Origin of the sequence: Wolbachia endosymbiont of Menacanthus eurysternus (genome assembly GCA_029715105.1) — a bacterium.
GTDB lineage: Bacteria > Pseudomonadota > Alphaproteobacteria > Rickettsiales > Anaplasmataceae > Wolbachia.
This window is the reverse complement of record CP085695.1, coordinates 633,024-658,468: the sequence shown is the minus strand read 5'-3', so window position 1 is coordinate 658,468 and position 25,445 is coordinate 633,024. Positions and strand designations below refer to the sequence as shown.

Annotated in this window: 14 protein-coding genes and 1 tRNA gene; 10 read left to right on the top strand and 5 right to left on the bottom strand. The window is 28.6% G+C overall.

The genetic code is table 11. The annotated features are described in order from the left end of the window. The first annotated feature begins 12 nt into the window (after nt 1-12). The gene (locus tag LJI21_02685) at nt 13-432 is read left to right on the top strand and encodes a nucleoside deaminase (protein ID WFW29653.1); all 420 of its coding nucleotides are present in this window, start codon (nt 13-15) and stop codon (nt 430-432) included. A 104-nt stretch (nt 433-536) separates the two neighbouring features. Here the strand turns inward: LJI21_02685 and LJI21_02680 are convergent, their stop codons facing one another. Next, nucleotides 537-1,817: an MFS transporter gene (locus tag LJI21_02680; protein ID WFW29652.1), complete on the bottom strand. Its 1,281-nt coding sequence runs from the start codon at nt 1,815-1,817 to the stop codon at nt 537-539. A 665-nt stretch (nt 1,818-2,482) separates the two neighbouring features. Between LJI21_02680 and nuoF the strand changes: the two genes are divergently transcribed. After that, nucleotides 2,483-3,763, top strand: coding sequence for an NADH-quinone oxidoreductase subunit NuoF (nuoF, locus tag LJI21_02675; GenBank protein ID WFW29977.1), 1,281 nt, complete (start codon nt 2,483-2,485; stop codon nt 3,761-3,763). A 422-nt stretch (nt 3,764-4,185) separates the two neighbouring features. Further along, on the top strand, nt 4,186-5,526 hold the full coding sequence (gltX, locus tag LJI21_02670; protein ID WFW29651.1) for a glutamate--tRNA ligase: 1,341 nt from the start codon (nt 4,186-4,188) through the stop codon (nt 5,524-5,526). A gap of 212 nt (nt 5,527-5,738) precedes the next feature. Here the strand turns inward: gltX and LJI21_02665 are convergent. After that, nucleotides 5,739-5,811 (bottom strand) — tRNA-Ala (locus LJI21_02665). A 488-nt stretch (nt 5,812-6,299) separates the two neighbouring features. On the opposite strand from LJI21_02665, the gene dapD reads away from it, so the two are divergent. Next, entirely contained in the window at nt 6,300-7,121 is an 822-nt protein-coding gene (gene dapD, locus LJI21_02660) for a 2,3,4,5-tetrahydropyridine-2,6-dicarboxylate N-succinyltransferase (protein ID WFW29650.1), read from the top strand. 14 nt (nt 7,122-7,135) lie between these two features. Here the strand turns inward: dapD and LJI21_02655 are convergent, their stop codons facing one another. Next, a complete protein-coding gene (locus LJI21_02655; protein WFW29649.1) occupies nt 7,136-7,414 on the bottom strand; it encodes a DUF2610 domain-containing protein in 279 nt (92 codons plus the stop codon). Between the two features lie 424 nt (nt 7,415-7,838). On the opposite strand from LJI21_02655, the gene LJI21_02650 reads away from it, so the two are divergent. After that, nucleotides 7,839-8,876, top strand: a complete 1,038-nt coding sequence (locus tag LJI21_02650) for an SAM-dependent methyltransferase (protein WFW29976.1) — start codon at nt 7,839-7,841, stop codon at nt 8,874-8,876. Nucleotides 8,877-9,004: 128 nt separating this feature from the next. Here the strand turns inward: LJI21_02650 and topA are convergent, their stop codons facing one another. Next, complete coding sequence (gene topA, locus LJI21_02645; protein WFW29648.1) at nt 9,005-11,323, bottom strand: type I DNA topoisomerase; 2,319 nt, start codon at nt 11,321-11,323, stop codon at nt 9,005-9,007. Nucleotides 11,324-12,462: 1,139 nt separating this feature from the next. On the opposite strand from topA, the gene serS reads away from it, so the two are divergent. From serS to guaA, 3 genes are all read left to right on the top strand, one after another. Beyond that, entirely contained in the window at nt 12,463-13,746 is a 1,284-nt protein-coding gene (gene serS, locus LJI21_02640; protein ID WFW29647.1) for a serine--tRNA ligase, read from the top strand. Between the two features lie 42 nt (nt 13,747-13,788). After that, complete coding sequence (gene purD, locus LJI21_02635) at nt 13,789-15,063, top strand: phosphoribosylamine--glycine ligase (GenBank protein ID WFW29646.1); 1,275 nt, start codon at nt 13,789-13,791, stop codon at nt 15,061-15,063. 634 nt (nt 15,064-15,697) lie between these two features. Next, nucleotides 15,698-17,287: a glutamine-hydrolyzing GMP synthase gene (gene guaA / locus LJI21_02630; GenBank protein WFW29645.1), complete on the top strand. Its 1,590-nt coding sequence runs from the start codon at nt 15,698-15,700 to the stop codon at nt 17,285-17,287. 1,064 nt (nt 17,288-18,351) lie between these two features. Here guaA and LJI21_02625 read toward each other — a convergent pair. Then, nucleotides 18,352-19,524: an NADH-quinone oxidoreductase subunit D gene (locus tag LJI21_02625; protein ID WFW29644.1), complete on the bottom strand. Its 1,173-nt coding sequence runs from the start codon at nt 19,522-19,524 to the stop codon at nt 18,352-18,354. A gap of 415 nt (nt 19,525-19,939) precedes the next feature. On the opposite strand from LJI21_02625, the gene LJI21_02620 reads away from it, so the two are divergent. Both LJI21_02620 and LJI21_02615 read left to right on the top strand, forming a co-directional pair. Then, the gene (locus LJI21_02620) at nt 19,940-24,637 is read left to right on the top strand and encodes an NAD-glutamate dehydrogenase (protein WFW29975.1); all 4,698 of its coding nucleotides are present in this window, start codon (nt 19,940-19,942) and stop codon (nt 24,635-24,637) included. Nucleotide 24,638: 1 nt separating this feature from the next. After that, the gene (locus LJI21_02615) at nt 24,639-24,956 is read left to right on the top strand and encodes a hypothetical protein (protein ID WFW29643.1); all 318 of its coding nucleotides are present in this window, start codon (nt 24,639-24,641) and stop codon (nt 24,954-24,956) included. The last annotated feature ends 489 nt before the right edge of the window (nt 24,957-25,445 follow it).

The window sequence follows — 25,445 nt, the reverse complement described above, 5'->3', positions numbered from 1 at the left end:
AAATATCGATATATGGAGTTTGCAATAGAGCAAGCAAGGATTGCTAGGAAAAATGATGAAGTTCCGATAGGTGCTGTATTGGTAAGTAGAAGTGATGATATTATTTCTTTTGCTCATAATATGTCTGATGACCCAACCGCACATGCGGAGATGTTAGTAATTAGACAGGCTTGTAGATCGTTTTCAAAATCTATATTTTATGAATCTGATATATACGTAACGTTAGAACCATGTCCAATGTGCATTCAAGCTATTTCTTTTGCAAAAATTAGACGATTATACTTTGGAGCTTATTATAACCCTAGTGGTAGAACTGAAAGTGGTATTAAGATATTGCAACATTGTAGTTATATGCCTGAAATTTATGGTGGGATATTAGAGACAAAGTGTTCTCTTTTATTAAAAGATTTTTTCGAAGAATTGAGAACTTGATTATGTTTTGATTATTTGGACAAATTTAATTGAGCAAGTATTTTATATTTTGTATTTTTGATATTTTCTATAAAAATATTTTGAACGTATTAATTGTATAGTTGTTACATATGGAGATGAAGACATTTATCTTGGGGTTTTATCTGTAGTATTGCTATTAAACTTAATAACAAACAGAAGATCACATATAATCCAGCAGCGAAATTTATTTTAGGAAATATTATGGTAAACCAAGTACATATCATTGGAGTAAATCCTCCGTGCAAAGCATAAGAGATATTGCGGGATAAGCTTACTCCGCTGAATCTAATGTTGGCAGGAAAAAGTTTAGATGCCACTATCCCTATAGGATTTATACCCCTTTCTATTATTGATAGAATCATAACATTAAGCATAATTATAGGATAACTTTTGTAATAGTGTGCGATAAACAACATAGGACAACATAGCACTATAGTAATTACTATAAATAGGATTGCAGTGCGCTCTTTTCCTATTCTATCAGCTAATATTCCAAATGCTATGGAAAATACTGGTATTAGTACGCTGGTAGCAATAAGCATAATCTCATTGAGATATGTTATCACATATGTTTCAACTAATATTATTTCTTTTGCAATTGTTCTAAGAAATATAGTAAATCCAACTACAACATTAACTGGTATAGATATTAAAATTGCAAGTATAAGGGCTCTTTTATAATGTCCTATAAGTTCTAATATTGGTAAATTAGATAAATTTTTTTGTTTTTGATTTTTTTTATATTCTGGAGTTTCTCCCAATGCATATATACTGTATGCACTGGTTAATCCACAAATAGCCGAAAAAACAAACGGTATTCTCCATCCCCAAGCGTTAAAATCAGTGATTTTTTTGCAAATTATAACTGTTATTACAGAAAGTAACACTCCAATGGAACGACCGAAACTTATTATTCCGAAAAACATTCCTAATTTTTTTTTATTAGATAAATGTTCTATTAAATAAACTGAACTGCCTCCTTGTTCAGCGCCAAGTGCAATTCCCTGTATTAGATGAATTATAAGAAGTAATATAGTGGATGTTATTCCTATTTTATTGTAACTTGGAATAATTGCAATAAAACTAGATGGAACTGATATTAGTAGGATTGCGATTGTTAATGTTATTTTTCTTCCATGTCTATCGCCAATATGACCAAATATTGATGCACCAAGTGGTCTTATCATAGCGCCAAGTCCTGTAATTCCGAACAATTGTAATATTTTATAGTAAATATTTTGTGCATAACAAAATTCTCTACTAATTATATTGACTAGATCAATAAAAAGCATATGATCGTACCATATTGCTATTCTACAGAGTATTGTAGATATTAATGCTTTTGTTTGTTGATTACGCCACATTAAGTAAATGTTTTCTTTTATTTTAGCTAAGTTTTGGAATTTAGTAAAGTTATGTTAACTAGGGTGAGATTTGTTTTTATTACGAAAGACTGATGAATTTACTAGTGTGAAGTGTTTGTGACGGAAAATAAACAATTTTACGTTACTCTCTTTAGAGGAGTTGTAGAATTAATTTGTGATTAAAAGATCTGGTAAGTTTAATAAATATATAACTTTTTGTTTATGTTAAATATGTCTTTTGTAAAGATAGGATTGCTTCTTATTGGTTATATATTTGCAAAATGAATTTATTTTAATAATAGAAAATTTAGATATTAATAATCTATTAATCAAGTTTTGTTTATGTGTTCAAATTTATTTCATTTTAAATGATTCTTTGTTAAGATAATATTAATAAATAGTAATTAATAATTAAATTTGTTAATTTTAGTTATTGCTTAATTTAAGTAGTAATATTGCAAAATTGATTAAAGTTTTAGTATGACTACTATTTTATAGTTTTATAATTTTATTGATTTTTGTTTTAATTTCTTGCAAATTTTTAATTTTATAGTGCGTATGACTTGTATAGAGGAGGGGTTATTTTTATATTGTTATAAAACAATCAATAATAGATGTGAGTAGTATCTATGTTTGATGTTAGTTATATTCCATGGTAAAGAGATATAATGGAAAAGCAGAATAGAATATTTACCAACCTGGATGGCGAGGAAACTCCCTTGCTTAGGGGAGCAAAGAAGAGGGGTAGTTGGCGAAAAACAAAGGTTTTATTGGATTTAGGATCAGAAAAAATTATTGATGAGGTAAAAAAATCAGGTTTAAGAGGTAGAGGAGGTGCAGGTTTTCTTACAGGTCTAAAATGGAGTTTTATGCCTAAAAATCCATTGAGAGAACATCCAACGTATTTAGTAGTTAATGCAGACGAGTCGGAGCCAGGTACTTGTAAGGATAGGGATATACTGCGGTATGAGCCGCATAAATTACTTGAAGGTGTTCTTTTAGCTGGGAGGGCAATTCAGTCTTCTACTGCGTATATTTATATTAGGGGTGAGTTTTATGATGAATATTTGGTTTTAAGAGAAGCACTTGAGGAAGCTTATAAAGAAGGTTTTCTCGGGAAAGATGCTTGTAAATCTGGTTATGATTTTAATGTATTTATACATAGAGGAGCTGGGGCTTATATATGTGGAGAAGAAACTGCTCAGCTTGAATCGATTGAGGGGAAAAAGGGTTTTCCTCGTATAAAACCACCGTTTCCTGCGACTGTCGGTCTTTTTGGTTGTCCAACTATGATAAATAACGTTGAGACTATAGCTATGATTCCGGATATTTTGTATCGTGGAGGAGAATGGTTTGCATCTCTCGGAAAACCGAATAATACTGGTACTAAAATATTTTGTATTTCAGGACATGTAAATAATCCGTGTAATGTTGAAGAGGAACTTGGAATTCCGTTACGTGAATTGATTGAAAAATATGCTGGTGGAGTACGGGGTGGCTGGAATAACTTACTTGCTGTTATACCTGGAGGGTCTTCAATGCCGCTTATTCCGAAATCTGTATGTGATGTTGTTGAAATGGATTTTGATTCATTGAGAGCTGTACAATCGGGTCTTGGTACTGCTGGTGTTATAGTAATGGATAAGTCTACTGATATAATAGCTGCGATAGAGAGATTATCATATTTTTATATGCATGAATCATGTGGGCAGTGTGCTCCGTGTCGTGAAGGTACCGGATGGATATGGAGAATTATGAAAAGGATGGTTAAAGGGGATATTAGGTTTGATGAAATAGATAAAATATTAGATATTACATCTCAAATAGAAGGGCATACGATTTGTGCATTTGGTGATGCTGCAGTTTGGCCAGTTCAGGGAATGATTAGGCATTTTCGTTATATTATTGAAGAAAGAGTGAGGCTTTTTATTAATAAAGATTGTTAGTAAATCTGTATAGATAATTATAATTATCATATATGATGTAAGTTTACTTTAAATAATTTTTTAAAACCTATTTTGATTTTATAGTTTAATTATACAGTGACGTTATTTAGTATTTTGATTAGTATAAAATGTCTATTATGTTTTCGTAAAATTCTTTAGGGAATTAACTTTAATTTATTTAATTATGTTTTATAATTTTTGTAAATTTATTTCTATATTATATAGATGAAGACTAATTAAAATTAAATACCTTTAATAATAAGATATTTATAAATGTTCCTAAAAGGAAATCGGTTTCTATGTTTTTTAGAAAAATTTGTGGAAATTATGAAAAATTTTATGTTATCTTGTTTGTGTTGCATAATTCATTTTACTTTAATAAAGTTATACTATTAATGAAGTTATATAAATAATATAAATTAGTGTTAACAAGATTTGCTCCGAGTCCAACTGGTCATCTTCATATAGGAAATATTCGTACTGCACTTATCTGTTGGATGTATGCGCGTAATAAAAAGGGAAAATTTATACTTCGTTTTGATGATACTGATATTTGTCGTTCGGATATTAAATATATAGATAGCATTGTACAAGATTTGAGATGGATGGGTATAAATTGGGATTTTAATTTTAGGCAGTCAGAGCGTTTTGAGCGTTACAATGAGATATTTTTACAATTAGTAAAAGATGGATATATTTATGCATGCTATGAAACGAGGGAAGAGTTAGATATTAAGCGTAAATTACAGTTAAAATGTGGATTACCACCTATATATGATAGGAGCGCGTTGTTTCTTACTGAGCAAGAAAAAATTCTTTATAAGAAAGAAGGACGAAAACCGCATTTTAGATTTAAGCTGAATAGAAATGAGATTATTAGTTGGAATGATGAAATTAAAGGAATTATAAATATTGCAATGAATCATATCAGTGATCCAATAGTAAAGAGGGAGGATGGAATATATACGTATATGTTACCTTCCGTTATTGACGATATTGACTTCAATATAACGCATGTTGTACGTGGAGAAGACCATATAACTAATACTGCGATACAAATACAAATAATTCGAGCGCTAAAAGCAAAGATTTATACGTTTGCTCATCTTCCTTTATTATATTTTAATAATGATAAGAAAATGTCAAAACGTAAAATTGGATTGAACATAAGATCGATTAAAGAAGATGAAATTGAACCAATAACGCTTATTACTTATTTATCAAATCTTGGAACTTCAGATCCGATTAAATCATATAACATTCAATTTCTAATTGATTCATTTGATATTGAAAAATTTGGTTCAGCACCTATAAAGTTTAATTTTACTGAAATATATAAACTAAATAGTAAAATTTTAAGGCAAATGTCATTTGCAATGATGAAGGAGCGTTTAAATCGAATTGGAGTAAATTCTCCAGAATTTTGGTACTTTATAAGAAGTAATATAAAAAGATTTTCTGAGACAGTTAAATGGTGGAAAATATGTAAATACAACAATATAGTAGTAAAACCTATAATTCTCGATAAAGAACTTGTAAAAATTGCTCTTGATGCGTTACATTATGGTGATTTTAATGAGAATACATTATTAGAATGGGTTAAGAATATTCAGCAAAAAGTAGATATAAAAATAAAAGATTTGTTTATGCAGTTACGTTTAGTATTAACAGGTGTAAAAACTGGACCAGAACTTGCTAAGTTATTAGTTTTTATTGGTAGAGAAAATACTATTGAAAGATTAAAGAAAGTAAGCACAATTTAATATTGTGTATTTCTTTATCATTTTAAAATTTGAAGTACGGTAATTTTATAGTGCAGGAGAGATAATCTGTGTTATTTTAAAATATTTTCTAATTTGAGATTGAGTCACTAGGGTCACTATTGAGGGTTTTTTAAATATTAGTTGAGAAATTTTGCTGTTTACATTATTGTTATATTGCTTTTTAATTCTGTATAAGTTTATTTAAACTAGTGTGGAGGCAAGCGGCATCGAACCGCTGACCTTCTGTGTGCAAGACAGATGCTCTACCAACTGAGCTACGCCCCCAGTTTTAACTTTATTTTAATAATACAGAGATTAGACTAACTAAATTTGAAATACAAGAAATATTTACTATATATCTGTTTTATATTTAAAAATAAGAAGGTTTGGGATTTACATTTTAGAATTATATTCTATTTTATTATGTTTTACATATTTTAATATTTTTATTTTATTTTACATTTTATGTGTTTTTGGGCTACATTATAATATAATAGTAAGAGGAGTGTTTTATAGCACAGAGAGTATAGTTTTTATATACAACATTCTTTTACTTGAGAGCAATATTTATATATTTTGCGGTTTCTTATTTTAAGAATAAGATTTTATCTTAATAAAACTTATTTATTTTGTATTTTTGAATTTATTTAACGTGGTTTTGCTTGCGTTTTAGTTACATTTTGTTAATATATTTATCTATTTTTTAGATTAGTTTTATTTACTTTTTAAAGTAAGATTATGAGACTGTTGTTTATATTTATATAAAAGAATATATGTTACTGAACAAAATGCAAGATGATATAAGAGATATTTGGGAAAATAAACATAGACTTAGTGAACGAAGTATAAAAGAATCGGCAAAAGTAGCAGTAAGAGAGGTAATTGAACTTTTAGATAATGGTAAGATTAGAGTGACAGAAAAGTTATCAAGTGGGGAGTGGGTGGTGCATGCATGGATAAAACAGGCAATATTGTTACATTTTCTCATTGAAGAAAATAGAATAATAGGTGAAAATAATTGGTCGTATGATAAGATTAGTAGTAAATTTGATAAGTGGGATGAGGAAAGATTCCGTAGGTCAAAGATTAGAGCAATACCTGGGTGTTTTGTTCGTCACTCTGCCTATATAGGTACAAACGTTGTTCTTATGCCGAGTTTTATTAATGTTGGTGCATATGTTGATTCGAATACAATGATAGATACTTGGTCAACGGTTGGTAGTTGTGCACAAATAGGGAAAAATTGTCATATTTCCGGAGGAGTGGGAATTGGAGGAGTTTTAGAGCCTATTCGGGCTTTTCCAGTTATTATAGAAGATAATTGTTTTATTGGAGCGCGTAGTGAAGTAGTTGAGGGTGTTATAATAAGGGAAGGAGCAGTTTTGGGTATGGGTGTTTTTATTGGAGCATCGACTAAAATTATCGACAGAGAAACGAATGAAGTATTTTATGGTGAAGTGCCTTCTTATTCTGTAGTTGTACCGGGATCATTTTTATCAAAAAACAATATCTCGATTTATTGTGCAATTATAATAAAAAGGGTGGATAAGAGTACAAGATTAAAGGTTTCTATAAATGAAATTTTAAGGGGTTAAAGCTAAAAAATTTTCTATGAGTTGTTTTTATTATGTTTAATATTAAGTATGTTAATGGCATATGCGCATAGTTCTGAGAACGGAATTCCATTTTGTTGGGATAATCTATATAGTTTTTGTAAGCTTTCTTTTACTTTATTGGGAATACTGCCTCTACGTTCTCTTGCAAGCCAGAAATCTTGATGATGAATTGGATGAGTATTATTTCTTGGGTTTCCTATGTGAATCACAAAAGGTGACCTTTGTCCATTAAAATCACACTGCACAGTAATTTTTTTTATAAAATTAGTCATTTAAAAAAGAAAGTGGATAAATTTTTATTTCTTTTTATTTATATTTGGTAAAATATACAAGTTTTTTATGAAGTTTTGTTTTGCAAAATCTCTTTTGCCTTTAAAAGCTTTTGGTTAATTTATTTGTTTAATTGCGGTTCTTCTCTCGTATTATTCTATGTAATAGCTGCATAAATATCAGCGTGGCAACATTTTTGTTAATCTTAAATTATTATTAATATTTTGAACTAAAGTTTGAAAATTTGATGAATTTTTAGGGTCACACTCAGTGTTATTGCGATCTCTTTAGTGAGAGAAGTATTTTAATTATTTATTTTGTTTTAAGACATTATAATATAATATCAAATTTTGAAATTTATGATTTTTGTAATTTACAAAGTAATTGTAGTAATGGTCATATTTGCAGTTTATATTCATAATCATGATACTTACTTATTTGCACAGGCTAATTGATAAAAATCAAGGGTCAATATCAATTAGTGATTTTATGAGAATCGCTCTGTATCATAATGAGTACGGTTATTATATGAGTAAATTATCGTTTGGTAAAGACGGTGATTTTATCACAGCACCTGAAATAAGTCAATTGTTTGGTGAAATAATTGCAGTGTGGGTAATATGTATATGGGAAAAGTTAGGAAGACCATCTAAATTTTCCTTGGTTGAACTTGGACCAGGAAGAGGAACGCTTATTCTTGATATAATAAGAGTTACTAGGAGGTATAGTGATTTTTTTAATTCAATGTCAATTCATTTAATTGAGATAAGCCCAATTTTACAAAAAATACAAAAGCAAAAATTGAAAAGTTTAGATGTTAGCTGGCATGAAAATATTAATAGTTTACCAAAACAAGCAACTATTTTTTTGGCAAATGAATTTTTTGATGCTCTTCCAATAAATCAGTTTGTTTACTACAATGAGAGATGGTATGAGAATAGAGTAACAAAACGAGACAATGGGTCATTATTTATAATTGCTGATCGATTTTCTGTTAAAAAAGAAATTATGTATTTCAATACTGCTTTGAATAGCAAACTTTTTTATGGTGCGGTAGTAGAGGTATCTTCATTTAGAATTGATATATTAAAAAAGCTTGAGGAGAAGATTTACAATAATAAAGGAGCTGCTTTAATTATAGATTATGGATATATATATCCTGAATACAGAAGTACTTTACAGTCGTTAAAACAGCATAAATATGTTAGTATATTTGAAGATATTGGTAGTAGCGATATCACTGCACTTGTAAATTTTCAAGAATTAATAGATTCACTAAGATATGTTGATTATGAGATTTTAACTCAAAGAGAATTTTTATATATTTTTGGTATAAAAGAGAGAGTACAAGCTTTGATGAAAAATTTGAATAGTACGCAAAAAAATAAAATTTTTTGTGAGTATTTAAGATTAACTAAAAATATGGGTACTCTTTTTAAAGTAATGATGATTTATTGTTTGTAAAATTGTTTTATGATTAGTTTTATAGTTCTCTAATTAAGAGAGAACGAGATTGATTTTATTATTTATTGATCTTCCATTTAATGGATATTAATGCATAGAGAATGGTTCCTTTAGAAAAGGAGAACATTTTAGCATTTTTCGGTATTTTTTATATGGTTATTATGTAAAATAATTTTTATAGCCTCATCTAATTGCATATTTAGTATTTTTTTAGAATTTCCTTTCAGGGGAAAGTATTTGTTTTCATAAAGAATATAGTATCCAAATTTTCCAAGGCCTATTTTCATTTCCTTTTTAGTTTTTGGATGTTTTCCTATTTTTTTAGGTAGGGAGAGTAATTGAGTTGCTATATTTAAATCAATATCATCGATATTTATGTCTTTCGGTATAGAAACGGTTTTTTTTTCTTTTAATAACTCATTATTTAATTCTAAATAAAACCCAAAAGGACCTTTTTTAATTATTACTCTTTCTCCAGTAATATTATCTATACCTAGATTTTTTAGATATTTTAAGTTATGATTATTATCATTGCCTACAATTTCTTTTGAATGATTACATGTCGGGTATGTAGAGCATCCAAGAAATATTCCAGATTTTCCAAAGTTTAATTTTAATATTCCATTGGAACAATTAGGACATTTTTTGCCTATTTCTTCTTTTTTTTCTTCTAAACAAAACCAATCGATTACCAGATTACGAATACCATTAAAAATTTCATCATGGGTCATTTGTTTGACAGAGTTTACGAGTTTAGCGAATGGTATCCAAAAATGGCTTAGCTCTTTTTTCCAGTTTGCATGTCCATTTGAGATTAAATCAAGTTTTTTTTCTATATGTGCTGTAAAATTATATTTTACACAATGTTGAAAGAAAGTTTCTAGAAATATTGTAACGATTTTACCACGACTACTTGGGATAAATTTTTTATTGTCTAATGTAACGTATTTGCGATCTAGTAGTACTGAAATAATTGTTGCATAGGTTGAGGGACGGCCTATACCGATTTTTTCCATTTTTTTAACAATGCTAGCTTCACTATAACGTGGCGGTGGTTGAGTAAGATGCTTCTCTATTTCTATAGAGATCAGTTTACATGTTTCACCTTCTTTTATAGCTGATGGTAGTATTATATTTTTATTTTCTTTGTTATTTATATCATTTTCATATGCTTTATAGAATCCATCGAAAAATATTCTTGATCCGCTTGTCTTTAAAATTATTTTTTGATCAGTAGAACTAGTTTTGATTGTTACTTGATTGAAGATTGCTGGTTTCATTTGGCTTGCGATGGTTCTTTTCCAAATTAGATCGTATAATTTAAATTGTTCTAGTGTTAAGTAACATTTAATGTTATTTGGAGTTTTATTTATATCAGTTGGACGAATTGCTTCATGTGCTTCTTGAGCATTTTTTATGCTTTTTGCATATCGATGAGGAAGTTTAGGTAAGTATTTATTACCATATAATAATTTGATTGATTTTCTGATTGAATTTATAGCTTCATTTGTAATATAAAATCCATCTGTACGTATATATGTTATTAAACCAACAGTTTCGCCACCAATATTAATACCTTCATAAAGGTTTTGTGCTATGCGCATGATATTTTTTATATTAAAAAAAAGTTTGTTTACTGCTTCTTGTTGAAGACTCGAAGTAATAAATGGAGGGGGGGGGTTTTTTTCGATTTGTTTGTGTTCTATAGAACTTATTTTATATTTTTTAGATTTAATTTCTTTAATTAAGTTATTTACTTCTTCTTCATTTTTGATATCTAATTTTCCTAATTTTTTATTATTAAAGTGATTAAGTACAGTAGAAAACACTTCATTTTTATTATTTTGCATTTTTGTTTTTATACTCCAATATTTTTGTGTTATGAATTTTATAATTTCGCTTTCTCGCTCACATATGAGCTTTAGTACAACGGATTGTACTCGTCCTGCAGATTTACTTCCTGATAATTTTGTCCATAAGAGTGGTGATAAATTAAATCCTACTAAGTAGTCTAAAACTCTGCGTGTTTGTTGAGCGTGTACTAAATTCATATTAATTTCTCGTGGATTTTTTATAGCTTCTTGTACTGCTTTTTTTGTTATTTCGTTGAAGACTATTCTGTGAATGTGGATTTTATCATTGATTGCTTTTTTTTCTTTTAAAGCTTCTATTATATTCCACGCTATTGCTTCTCCTTCTCTATCTGGATCTGTTGCAAGGTATATATCCGATGTTTTACTTGCTTCTTCTGCTAATTTTTTTATGCATTTTTCTGCTTTTTTAAGAATTTCATATTTTATAGCAAAATCATTGTCTGGATCGACAGAACCGTTTTTTACTGGCAGATCCCTTACGTGTCCAAAAGATGCAGCTATTTTAAATTCTTTACTTAGATATTTACTTATTGTTTTTGCTTTTGCAGGAGATTCAACTATCAATAGAGCCATAGTATTTTAGAATAAACGCGAGAAACAAACGAAAGTATTAAGAATATTTTAACGTGTACTGTGAATTTTACAAAATAAATTAAAGGAGAGTATATTTTAGCTAAAAAATTTTATAAGGCTATTTGAAATACTTGCTCAATGAATGAAATTTCACTAGCAATATAAGAGTTTTATTTATTAGTTAAATAATTTTATATTTTTATCTATTTTTATTTATTAGGTGAAATTACAGAATTATTTTATAAGTTACAGAATGAAAGTTTGTGAAGGAGAATTTAATGAGAATTAAAAGCTTCTTTTATTAAAGAGTGGGGTTATTGAATTTTATAGTAGTAAGTTTATAGCTTTAATATAACTTTTGTTATCAACTAGAGGCGATAACTATTTGTCTAAGTAGGTTTAGAATAACTTCTATTAGTAGATTTCTTTTTTTTTGGTTCATTTTAAAGTAAAGTAACATTTTCTTTTGAAGAATGAATTTAGAATATTTTATATTGTCCTCTTATTTATTTTAATAAGTAAAATTTTATGGTATAATTTCGTTATTTAGAAATATTTAGATTTATCAAATGAAATTTGTTTCTTTCTTTACGTAAGAGGATGTATCTTCTGTGAGAGAGTCCGTGTTTGATGGATATTTTTATTATTTTGAAAATTATATTTTATTTTGTTTAGAGTTTTGGTTAGTAAGATTAAAATAATATGATGAATATATATATAGTAGGTCTCATATAACAGACCTGAATATTGAAATTTGTTTTAGAAAATAGTGTTTTATAGAGTGGAAGGTGTTTATTTAATATTTTGATATCTTTGGAAGATTTTTGGGCTATCTTATTTACGATCATTATGTGAATTTAATAGTTAAGGATTTATTTTCGATTGATGCCTTTTATTTAAATTTTATTTCTCTTGAGAGATAAAGAAGAGAAGAGGTTTGTAATTTTTGTGACTTATAATTATATATACGGCCCTGTAGGCGCTCATAAAATTTTAATTTATAATTTTAAATTTAATTATTTAAATAGTTAAATATTTAGATTTTAACTTTGATTCATTTATATATAAAAGCATTGAATATTAAAAGTCTTTAAAGTATACCAATGAGAAGAGTTAATTAGTAATTTTATATTATTTATATGCATGATATAGAATATATACGCAAAAATCCTGAGCAATTCAAGAGAGCAATGGAGAATAGAGGAATTAAAAATTTTGTTGTAGAGGAAATATTAAAAATAGATCACGAGAAAAGATTGTTGACTACTAAGTTACAAGATTTAAATAAGAAGCGTAATGAGGTTACGGAAGAAATAAAGAAGTTAAAGATGAGTAGAAGTTTTTGCGAGAATGAAGTAGAAGCATCAAAAAATATAATAAGCGAGATAAAGGCAATTAGTTTAAAAGAACAAATAAAGAAGAATAGTTTAATAAGTATTTTATCTAATTTGCCAAATACTCTTGCAAAGGATGTACCAATAGGTGGAAATGAAAGCTTTAATGTAGAGATTAAAAAATATGGGGAAAGGAGGAAATTTGATTTTACACCGAAATCTCATTACGAACTTGGGGAGAGATTGGGTTTAATGGATTTCGAACGGGTAACAAAAATTTGTGGGTCAAGATTTGTAATATTGAAAGGACAATTGGCTAAACTTGGGCGAGCATTAATAAATTTTATGCTTGAAGTTCATGTTAATGAGTTTGGTTATGTTGAAGTATATCATCCTGTTTTAGTAAAAAATAGAGCAATGTATAATGTCGGTCAAATGCCAAAGTTTTCTAATGATTCATATTTGACTACTGATGAGTTGAGATTAATTCCAACAGGTGAAGTGGTTTTGGCGAATTTAGTTGCTGATAAAATAATAAAAGAAAATGAATTACCAATTCGTTTTACTGCATATTCTGAGTGTTTTCGTAAAGAAGCTGGTAGTGCAGGAAAAGATACGAAGGGCATGATAAGGCAGCATCAATTTGGTAAGGTAGAGTTGGTGAGTATCACAACTGAGAATCAATCAGATAACGAATTTGAGCGTATGATAAGTGTAGTTGAAGAAGTGTTGAAACAATTAGAATTACCATATAGAGTGATGATGTTATGTAGTGGTGATATCGGTTTTGCTGCACAGAAAACCTATGATATAGAGGTATGGTTTCCTGAACAAAAAAAATATAGAGAAGTATCAAGTTGTTCAGATTGTGGTGCATTTCAAGCAAGAAGGATGAATGCTAAATATTCTTTAGAAGTTAATAAAAAGGTGAAAAAGTATGTTCATATTTTAAATGGTTCTGCATTAGCTATAGGGAGAACAATTATTGCTGTAATAGAAAATTATCAAAATAATGATGGATCGATTGCGATACCGAATGTGTTGCAGAAGTATATGAGCAATGATACCATTATAAGAAATAGATTGTAATTCTGATAATAAAAATTAATAAAGATAATAGAGTTTTGTGGAATGAGGGTTTTAGTTATAGGTTCTGGTGGACGTGAACATGCTTTGCTTTGGGCTTTAAAGAAGTCTTCTATTTTGACTAGATTATATATTGCTCCTGGTAGACAAGCCATGGAAGATCTTGGAGTTCTTGTTAACTTAAATATTCAGAATTCGGTTGATGTTTTACGGTTTTGTAAGAGAGAAAATATAAAATTAGTTGTTATTGGTCCAGAGCAACCAATAGTTAATGGACTTGCTGATGATTTATCTTTAGGGGGAGTAAATGTTTTTGCTCCAAATCGAGCAGCTGCAAGGCTTGAAGCTTCAAAAGCTTTTACCAAGGGTTTATGTAAGCAATATGGTATACCGACTGCTAAGTACAAATGTTTTGTCAATGCTGAATTAGCTAGAAGTTTTATACGCAATAATAATAAGATAAAGTTTCCACTTGTAATAAAAGCGAGTGGAATTGCAGAAGGAAAGGGTACATTAATTTGTAATACAAAAAGTGAAGCTTTTTTAGCTATAAATTCGATGTTAGTGGAGAAGAAGTTCGGCGAATCAGGTAAGGAGATAGTTATAGAAGAATTTTTAAGAGGGGAAGAAGTAAGTTTTTTTGTTTTTATCGATGGTACAAGAATAATAACATTTGGATGCGCAAAAGATTATAAAAGAGTTAATAAAAACAATAATAGTCAAAATACAGGGGGTATGGGGGCTTATTCATCGCCTTTAATCATAAGTCATGATATGGAAAATAAGATTATTCAAGGGATAATATATCCAACAGTTCAGGCATTGATTAATATGAAAACTCCTTATAAAGGGGTGCTTTTTGCTGGTTTAATTCTCTGTGATGGTAATCCCAAGCTTCTCGAATATAATGTTAGATTTGGTGATCCTGAGGTACAATCTATTTTACCTAGGCTTGATAAAGATTGTGATTTATTGGAATTAATGTTTCTAACTTCAGAAGGAAATTTAAATACTAAAACTGTAAAGCTTACTAATAGATCTACAGTTTGTGTTGTTGTTGCAAGTGATGGCTATCCGGGTGATTATAAAACAGGAGAAGTAATTAAAGGATTAGGTAAAATTGAAAATATACCAGGAATACTTGTTTTTCATGCTGGTACTAGATTGGATAAAAGTGGTAATTTGATTTCTGATGGTGGGAGGGTAATTAATATAGTAGGAGAAGGAAGTGGAGTGGAAGATGCTAAAGATAAAGTATATTCAGCATTAAATTTTTTAGAATGGCCAGGAGGTTTTTTTAGGTATGATATTGGCGATTGATGTTTTAATTTTCTTTTGATGCTTGAAATTTAAGTAGGTTGTTTTAAGTGATGTAATATTTATGGTTTATAAATTGTAAGCGAAGAGGTTAAAATGCATAAAATGTAGAAATATTTTGTCATTACTTTTAAATTTTAGTGAAACTTTTGGTGAATTGTATATAGCGTGAGTATAGAGATAAATATTTAGAAATAATAAATAATATAAATTTAAGGAGTTAGTTATTAGAGGGTTGGGTATAAGGTTGATATGAGAAATAAAGTAAATCTTGGTATTTTATACATAATGATAAAGTCATGGTAATTATTTATATATGTATTAATGGAGATATGTATATCGGGAGTCTTTGTATTTGTAGAAGGATGTTGCTAAAAGTTAAAGGGGTGTGGAAATAAGATTTATGGATAATGTGGATTATAAAAATAGATTTATGTTCTGTTATTTAGTGGGGTTGGTAATATGTTTTGGTTATATTTGTTTATGAGAAATGGTATAAATTTATCTTTATGGGGGGAGTTTATTGATTTTAATTATGTCTTATAAAGAAGGTTTTTACTGTATAGTGGTTATCATTATTTATGATTTTATAAAAGAAAAGATTTGCTTATCTTTTTTAAAAGGGGGGTTGTTTTGAGTGAATACGAGGAATAAATTATCTGCAATTGCTATTCTTGATTTTGGTTCGCAATTTACTTGTCTTATTGCAAGACGAATAAGGGAAATGAGAGTTTATTGTGAAATATTTTCTAGTAATATTTGTTTCGATAAATTATCTAAGTTTAATGGGTTTGTTTTTTCTGGAGGGCCGCAATCAGTAAATGATAATTTTAATGATATAAATAAAGTAGCGTATAAAATTATAAGGTTTAACGAGAAAACAAATGTTCCTATATTTGGAATATGTTATGGACAGCAACTCATTTGTCATTATTTTGGAGCAAGAGTAAAAGAAAAATATAAACAGGAATTTGGTAGAACTAAGATAAAAATCTTGGGATTATCTTCACTTATAAAGGGTGTTTGGGAGACTAATTCTGAAGTGGATGTGTTGATGAATCATATAGATAGTATTGAAACTGTACCACGTGGATTCAGTGTTATTGCACTTAGCGTATTAAATCAGACAATTGCAATGATTACAAATGAAGAGCGTAAGATTTACTGTACTCAATTTCATCCTGAGGTTAATTCTACGGAAGGCGGGGATAAACTGTTATCTAATTTTTTGGATATTGTAAATTGTAAAAGAAATTGGATAGTAGGGGGGTCGTTTATTAAAGATGAAGAGAAAAAAATTAAAGATTTAGTAGGAAAAAAAAGAGTAATTGCTGCAGTAAGTGGTGGTGTTGATTCAAGTGTTGCAGCAATTCTTACCTATCGAGCTATAGGAGAACAATTAAACTGCATTTTTATTGATACTGGATTGCTACAAAAAAAACAAACGATTGATTTATTGAGAAGTATCATTCCTATTAATTATATCAATAGGTCAGATTTATTTTTAAGTAGATTGAGGGGGATAATCGATCCTGAAGAAAAAAGAAAGATTATTGGGAATACTTTTATTGAAATGTTTGAAGAAGAGGCAAAAAAAATAGGTGATGTGGATTTTTTGATGCAAGGTACTATTTATTCAGATGTGATTGAATCAGGGTGTGCTTCATGGAACAATAGTACGATTAAGTCTCATCATAATGTTGGAGGATTGTCAGAAAGGATGAATTTAAGGTTAATAGAGCCTTTACGTTATCTTTTTAAAGATGAAGTAAGGTTGCTTGGAAAGGAAATTGGTCTTTCAGATGAGTTAATATTTCAGCATCCGTTTCCTGGTCCTGGTTTTGCAGTAAGAATTATAGGTGAAGTAAATGAAGAAAAAGTTAGAATATTACAAAAAGTGGATGAAATTTGTATTAATACAATGAAGAGCTATGATTTATATAGTATTGTATGGCAGGTTTTTACTGTGTTATTGCCAGTAAGAACTGTTGGTGTTATAGGAGATAAACGTGTATATGATGGGTATGTTTGCGTTTTAAGAGTTGTAACATCACACGATGGTATGACGGCTGATGCATTTCCATTTGGAAATAAAAATCAATATTCATTAGTATTTTGGGATTTTTTGCAGTGTGTTAGTAATGCAATTACCAACAATGTTCCTGGAGTAAATAGAGTTGTTTATGATTTAACTTCTAAACCGCCAGCAACTATCGAATGGGAATAACTATATGAAAAGAAAATATTTCTATTTTATTTAAAAATTAGTTTAAGGATAAAAGTATCTATAAAATTGTAAATAATTTTGAACATTTGTTTTGAATATAAATAAAAATATAGAATTAGTATTGAATTGTTAGCGAATTCTAACAATTTTAACTGCTAGTAATTAGTATTACATTTGTGTAAGTTTTGTGTGAATTTTGATTTTTAAAATTAAAATAAATGGTAGGTTCAAGAATAAGAAAGTGTTTAAAATTAAACTGTATGGTATAAGTTAATAGTTTTTCTGTTAAAAAAAGGGGGGTCTGTAGAAGTTTTGATAAAGATAAAATCTAGTAAATTATAAGGTACTTTGGCGGGGAAGTGTTTATAATCTTTCTCTTTATAAAGAGGTATTTTATATAATGCTTATTATAAAATATAAAGACTGCGAAAATAGTGAAATAAATTTAAAGATGAAAAGTTAAAAGGAGAAAATATGGTTTTAGAATAAAAGAGAATTGGATAGGACGGGGTGTTTTTGAATAATAGTATTTTCTTGATATTAGGTAGTTTTAATATATTTTGAAATTATTATGTAATGTGTTTATAAAATGTGTCTTATTATAAATAAGATTTTAAGTTTTTAGGGTGAATTAGAGAAGCAATGCGTTTTTATAATTATTTTAATAAAATCATCAAAACCTTTAGGGTATTTAAATTATAGTGATTATTTATTATAATATAATGTGGGTTAAGATATTGAGTGTAGGCTAGTGTCATTAAATAGTTTTGAACAATATAAATTTATAATGAGATTTATTTAAATTACATTGTTAGTTATTATCATCCTCACAGCCCCTCCCCCTTTTTTAGGGATGGCTTTTAAAGTTTTTTAACTTTAATTTTTATATCCTTATGTTTTATAAGTATTTTTATAATATTTTATATGATGTTTGATACGAAGGGTTCTTCGTATATAAAAAGGTATGGTGGTGTTCTTAATCAAGATATAAGTAACTCTCTAAAACATTTATAAAATATATGTAATAAAGTTCATACTACATTTTATAATAAAAATTATAAATTTTATCTATCGATTTCGCCAAATACTATATCGAGCGAACCAATGATTGCTGCAATATCAGCAAGCATGTGTCCTTTCGATATGAAATCTAAAGCCTGTAAATGTGCAAAACCAGGTGCTCTTATTCTACACCTATATGGTATATTGGTTCCATTTGATACTATATATACTCCAAATTCACCTTTTGGTGCCTCAACTGCTACGTAAAATTCACCTTTTGGTACATGATATCCCTCTGAATAGAGTTTAAAGTGATGGATCATAGCTTCCATGGAAGTCTTCATTTCTTCTCTTGAGGGTGGAGAAATTTTTCTATTTTTAGTTTTTATTGGTCCTTCTGGCATTTTTTCTATGCATTGTTTTACTAATTTAATAGATTGTCTAATTTCTGCCATTCTTACTAAGTAACGGTCATAACAGTCACCGTTTTGGCCGATTGGTATATCAAAATCTAGTTGGTCATATACTTCATATGGTTGACTTTTCCGTAAGTCCCAAGCTAATCCAGCTGCGCGTAGCATTGGTCCGCTAAAACCCCAGTTAAGAGCTTGTTCAATTGATATTTCACTAATTCCTACAGTTCGTTGTTTCCATATTCTATTTTCTGTTAGTAATTCATCAATATCATCTATATATTGTGGAAACTGTTCTGTAAATATTGCAATATCATCAATTAGGTCTTTTGAGATATCTTTAGAAACTCCACCTGGTCTGATATATGCTGCATGAAACCTTGCACCCGAAGCTCTTTCATAAAATCTTAATATTTTTTCTCTTTCTTCAAAAAGCCATAGAAGAGGAGTCATCGCTCCAACATCTAATGCTTGAGAAGAGATATTAAGTAAGTGATTGAGTATTCTAGTTAATTCGCAGAATAAGATACGTAGATATTTTGCCCTAGTTGGAATCTCACACTTTAGTAATTTTTCTACACATAGTGAATATGCATGTTCTTGTGACATTGGTGATACGTAATCAAGTCGATCGAAATATGGTAAAGCTTGTAGATATGTTTTGTATTCTATTAATTTTTCAGTACCACGATGCAAAAACCCAATGTGTGGATCCGCTCTTTCAATTATTTCACCGTCCATTTCTAGTATAAGGCGTAGTACTCCATGAGCTGCCGGATGTTGAGGACCAAAATTTAATATCATTGTTTTTAGATCTGACATAAGATCCAACTAAAGTATTAAGGTAATGTAGATTGAATTATATTAAAAGTCAATTGTTATATTAATTTGACATTAGTTGAAAAATTATGCGATAACATGAGATTATATGATTTGAAATGTGAGAGTTCACATCTAACTGGAAGAAAATTTGTGTTTATATATTATTTTAAAAATCTGTAGAGAATTAGGATTTTAATCTGTTGTATGTTTTATTTTATTATTTTTGCTGTTAGAGAAAGTTTTATATATCATATAATGGATATCTCCTATTTTGAAGTTTGTTTTGGACAGGCATCATAAAGTTGGCGTTGTGTATAATGAAGTAAAAGATTGATAGGGAGTTATGTATTTTAATAATAAAGTTTTTTCTTACTAAAAGGGGGGTTAAATCTACTGTGTATTTTTGGTTATAAAAATGTTTGTGGAGTATAATGTTGACGTTGAGTCTCTATTAAAACTAATTAATCAAGAAGAAAAAGAAAAGAAGATTAGGGAGTTTGTTAAGTATTTTTGCAGTTTTATTTATAATAGTGACTTAAAAATTAGTGGTAAATTTCTTCTATACATTGCAGAAGATGCATTTAATTTTATCCTTAAAAAGGAAAAAGAAGAAAGTAAATTAATAATAAGTAATGTAAGTGATATACCTGGAATAAGAGGTAGTTTTACTATAATTAAGATAGCAAATGATGATATGCCATTTTTAGTTGACTCCGTGATTTCAACTATTAAATCACATGGTTTAAATATATGTTATTATAGTAATAGTATAATCAATATTCAAAGAAAGAGTGGCATTATTGATGAAATTTATCATTTAGATGATAGCGGTGGTGTCAAGGAATCAGTAATATATGTGCTTATTAAAAATATAGGTGATAGTTTTATTTCTATAATAAAAGAATCCTTGCATAAGACATTAGAAGCTGTTTATTGGGTAGTGAAAGATTGGCAATTAATGCTTAAAAAATTAGATGAAGCGATTTATTATGTTGCATCGACATCTAATACTGGTGTTGGAATTAAAGAAAAAGATTTTTTAGTTTGGTTGAAGAATAATAATTTTATATTCTTGGGTTATCAAGAATGCATTTACAATGGAAATTGTAATGTTATTTTAAATAGTAGAGAAAATCTTGGTTTAATGAGAATTCTTGAAGAGAAATATCAAAATGTGTTGGTTACTCATGTAGAAGATGTTAATCATTTATATGTATTAATGTCAGATTTGATTTCAATAGTTCATAAGCGAACATATATAAATTGTATAGGGGTGAGAGAATTTAATGGTGATCTTATAGTAAGAGAGCATCGTTTTTTTGGATTATTTACTTCTACTGCTGAAGTTCAAGACATTAGAACTATTCCGATAATAAAAACTAAAGTTAAGGTGATAGAGAAAAAATCTGGTTTTATATCTGGTTGTCACAACAACAAGGCATTAATTTCTATTTTACAAGCATTTTCTTGTGATGAATTATTTCAGTTTAATGAAGATGAATTATTTAAAATTTGTATTTTAATTATGTCTCTTGCAATTAAGCCAAGAGTTAAATTGTTCTTAAAGAAGATAGGAAATTTTGTTAGTTGTATAGTATTAATACCTATGCGTTCTGCTGGCACTAGGTTGATGCTTAAGATATGTAATATATTAAAAAATGAGGTAAATGCAAAATTTGCATCGATTTATAATCGACATATTATAAATGAGTATGACTTAATGAAGTTGCATGTGATATTGAAGGTTGAATTTAGTGTTTTTACTAAAGAAGTTTTATTGTGCGTTGAAGATAAGTTAAGAAGTATTATAGAAGAGTGGGATGATCGTTTTATGGATAATATTTTTAGTATTGTTAATGATAGTGTATTTATTCGTTATTGTAGAGCATTTCCAGTAAGTTACCAAGAGAGTTTTGAACCTAATGATGCATATTATGATATAAAGAAATTGGAGATAGTAAGAAAAAAAAGAGTAAATGAAGTTGATTTAAAATTCAATTGTGACAACTTTTATCAATTGAAGGTTTATACTCCAAGCAATGGAGGTCTTGAGCTATCAAAGATATTGAGTGTTATCAATAATCTTGGAGTGAAGATTTTATCTCATAATAGTTATCATGTAGAGATAAATGACGGAGTATGGATACATTGTTTTGTATTATTAAGGGTTAATATATTGATAGATAACATTATTTCAAAAGAACAATTTGAGATAACACTTATAAAAGTGTTTAATGGAGAAATTGAGAATGATTATTTTAATAGCTTAATTGTTATTGCCGGATTAGGGTGGAAAGAGGTATTTCTAATTAGGGCTTTGAGTGCTTATTTGAAGCAAATATCTTTTAAGTATAATGTTAGATATATTCAAAAAGTAGTTTCAGACTATCCAAAAATAGTGAGATATTTAATACAATTATTTCATGTAAGATTTGATCCTGGTATGGACATTGATAGGGTAAAAACTACAGATATTTTTAGAGAGAAAATTAGGGAACTTTTAGGAGAGATAAGTGATATTTCACATGATTATGTTATAAATTCCATATTTAATTTAATAATGGCCATTTTAAGAACTAATTATTATCAGAATGATAGGTCATATTTATCTATAAAATTTGATTCAAGTAAAATAAATGACTTGCCTAATCCTCGTCCGTATTGTGAATTATATGTGTATTCAACCCCCTTTGAGGGGATACATCTAAGGGGAGGCAAATTAGCACGTGGTGGTTTAAGATGGTCAAGTAGAATAGAAGATTTTCGTACTGAAATTTTAGGTCTTATGAAAACTCAAATGACTAAAAATACAGTTATATTACCTGTTGGTGCAAAGGGTGGGTTTATAGTAAAGGAAGTTTATGTGGATAAAAGTGTTCTAATGGAGAAGGGTGTTGAGTGTTATAAAAATTTTATCAGAGGGATGCTTGATGTTACTGACAATATAATTGATGGTGGTGTAGTTCCACCGGAAAATGTGATTAGATATGATAAAGATGATCCGTATTTAGTAGTTGCAGCAGATAAAGGTACTGCTTTGTTTTCTAACTATGCTAATCAAATAGCTTTTGAGTATAATTTTTGGCTTGGTGATGCATTTGCGTCCGGCGGATCTACAGGTTATGATCATAAAAAGATGGGTATTACCGCGAGGGGTGCATGGATTGCGGCACAAAGGCATTTTTGGAGGATGAATAGGGATATTTATCAAAATGTGACTGTCATTGGGATTGGAGATATGGCTGGTGATTTATTCGGTAATGGTATGCTTCTTTCGAAAAAAATGAGTTTAATTGGCGCGTTTAATCATGTGCATATTTTTATTGATCCAAATCCTGATGTTAAAAAAAGTTTTATGGAGCGTGAAAGACTTTTTAGTTTACCATCTTCAACTTGGATGGATTATAATAGAAGTTTAATTTCTAAGGGTGGTGGAGTATTTGAGCGCAGTAGTAAGGAAATAAATATTTCCCAGGAAATAAAAAAGTGTTTTGATATAGTAGAAGATGTTTTATCTCCGAATGATTTGATAAAGTATTTATTGAAAGCTAAAGTAGATCTTATATGGAATGGAGGAATTGGTACATTTGTTAAATCAAGAAATGAAAGCCATGATATGGTAGGTGATAAGGTAAATGATGAGTTAAGAATAAATGGTGAAGATATTATGGCTTCTATATTTATAGAGGGTGGAAATCTTGGTTGTACCCAACTTGGGAGGGTAGAGTATGCGGAAAAAGGTGGATGTGTTAATGCAGATTTTATTGATAATTCTGCTGGAGTGATATGTTCTGATTTAGAAGTTAATATTAAAATTGCATTTGCTTCAATTATGAAAAAGGGGAGTATTTCTTTGGAGGAAAGGAATGAAATATTGGCTAGTATGATGGATGAAGTTGCATTTAAGGTACTTGAAGAGCATAATAGGATTGAAACAAAAGCATTACTTTTTGAATGTTTACAAGCTAAAAAAAGATTAGAGCAGCATCATAGATTATTGCTTAATTTAGAAAAAGCTGGATTGTTAAATCGGAGTATGGAATTTCTTCCAGATGATAGAGAAATAGCGGAAATGTTAGCTGGAAAGAAGTATTTTAGTTCTCCTCAGCTTTCTGTTTTAATGTCTTATGCTAGAACAGCAATAGAAAATGAAATTAAGATTTCTTGTTTACCTGAAAAAGATTTTTTATGTTGTAATTATTTATTAAATTACTTTCCGCAAAGAATGGTAACAGAGTTTAAGGGCTATATATTAAACCATCAGCTTCGTAGAGAAATTATTTCTATTTGTATTGCGAATGATATAGTAAATAGAATGGGGTGTATATTTATTAATAATTTAGTTGAAAATACTGGGATTAGAGTGCATGAAGCAGTCAATGTATATATTGTTATTAATCGTTTGTATGGTTTAGATAGTTTGTGGAAGAAAATTGATAAATTAGATGGTAAAATTGATGTTAATTCGTATTTAAGAATAGTGAGAAATGTACAGAAGTTTATTGGTAGAGTATCATTTTGGTTAGTAAAAAACCTTAATAAATTTGCTCCTATAAAGTTAGATGATATTATAAAGTTTCAAGATGTAGTTAAATTTTTAGATAAAAATTTAACTAGTATTTTAGATGAACATTTGTTAAAGATTTATTATCATGGATCCGATTTTTTACTGGGTCTCAATATAAATAAAGATTTAGCAAAAAAAGTTGCTAATTTATATGTTTTAGCTTATGCATTAGATATTATATTAATTTCTAAACAAACTTCATTATCTATTCTTGATGTTGGTAAAGTATATTTTGGATTGAAATCTCTATTACGGTTTGATGTAATCAAAACGATTGCTATAAAAATGAAAAGTCATTCTTCTTATTGGGATCGTAGTTTAATTAATGATTTATTGGATGATTTGAGTAATTATCATTATAAATTATCCATTAAAGTTATAAGGTCATCTGGTAGTTGTGAAGATAGAGTTCATGCTTGGGTTTATAATAATGCTGTGAATTGTATAGAGCGTTATAATAATTTTTTAGATGAGATGCTTGCTTCTGAGCTTGATTTAAGTAAATTTATATTTATAATAAGAAGGATTAAAATGCTCGTTTTATAGAATGTTCGGTATAGGTTTTTCGGAAGTTTTGGTTGTGGCGTTAGTGGGTATAATTGCTTTTGATAAAAGAAAGATGCCTACACTTATCAAGCTCATTGGAGATGTGTATAGGTATTTTATAGTTGTAAAATCAAGAACCAAGAAATTATTAGAAGATTCGGGAATTGAGAGTTTATATAAAGAATGTAATAATGTTGAGAAGGTGAATTATATAATTGGTAATGATGGTAAATTTTATCCTAGCTATGACATGAGTAATAGTGAGAACATGTTGTATAATAAAAGTGGTGGTAATAGTAAGGGTTCTCGCAATAGGTAATATTTTTCTATTAAAGGTTTTTATCGAGATAGTTGAAATTATAAAATATTATTATAAGGATCTAAGGATTTTTATGATAGTTTTGTTTTTAAAAAATTGTAGCATGATGGTTTGTATTTAATAGATATTTGAGGATTGATGTTGAGGTTACAATTTAAAGACTGATATAGAAAGTTTTGGTGTGTGGTTTATTTTTAAATTTTAAAAAAGGATAGAGAAAAATATGTGCAGAGTTTTAGTGTTTATGTGATTAGTTTTCTTTAATCCAAGTTAGAAGTTGTAATATAGTGATAAAAGAGAGATAAAGAAAGGATTTGTTCTTTTAGGGAAGAGTGTGTTTGTTAGAGTGGTGGTTTCTTTATTATAGTTGTTCTTATGTATTGATGGTTTACGGAGTTTATAATTTATACTTATAGAGTAAACTTAGATAAATTTTAAATAGTTATTTAGGATAAGAGATATTTTTATAGTAGTTAGAGATTTATATAT

Bases quoted from the DNA above. Each gene is read 5' to 3' on its own strand.
- LJI21_02685 (WFW29653.1), top strand. From the start codon at position 13: ATGGAGTTTGCAATAGAGCAAGCAAGGATTGCTAGGAAAAATGATGAA.
- LJI21_02680 (WFW29652.1), bottom strand. From the start codon at position 1,817: ATGTGGCGTAATCAACAAACAAAAGCATTAATATCTACAATACTCTGT.
- dapD (WFW29650.1), top strand. From the start codon at position 6,300: ATGTTACTGAACAAAATGCAAGATGATATAAGAGATATTTGGGAAAAT.
- LJI21_02655 (WFW29649.1), bottom strand. From the start codon at position 7,414: ATGACTAATTTTATAAAAAAAATTACTGTGCAGTGTGATTTTAATGGA.
- topA (WFW29648.1), bottom strand. From the start codon at position 11,323: ATGGCTCTATTGATAGTTGAATCTCCTGCAAAAGCAAAAACAATAAGT.
- serS (WFW29647.1), top strand. From the start codon at position 12,463: ATGCATGATATAGAATATATACGCAAAAATCCTGAGCAATTCAAGAGA.
- purD (WFW29646.1), top strand. From the start codon at position 13,789: ATGAGGGTTTTAGTTATAGGTTCTGGTGGACGTGAACATGCTTTGCTT.
- LJI21_02625 (WFW29644.1), bottom strand. From the start codon at position 19,524: ATGTCAGATCTAAAAACAATGATATTAAATTTTGGTCCTCAACATCCG.
- LJI21_02620 (WFW29975.1), top strand. From the start codon at position 19,940: ATGTTTGTGGAGTATAATGTTGACGTTGAGTCTCTATTAAAACTAATT.
- LJI21_02615 (WFW29643.1), top strand. From the start codon at position 24,639: ATGTTCGGTATAGGTTTTTCGGAAGTTTTGGTTGTGGCGTTAGTGGGT.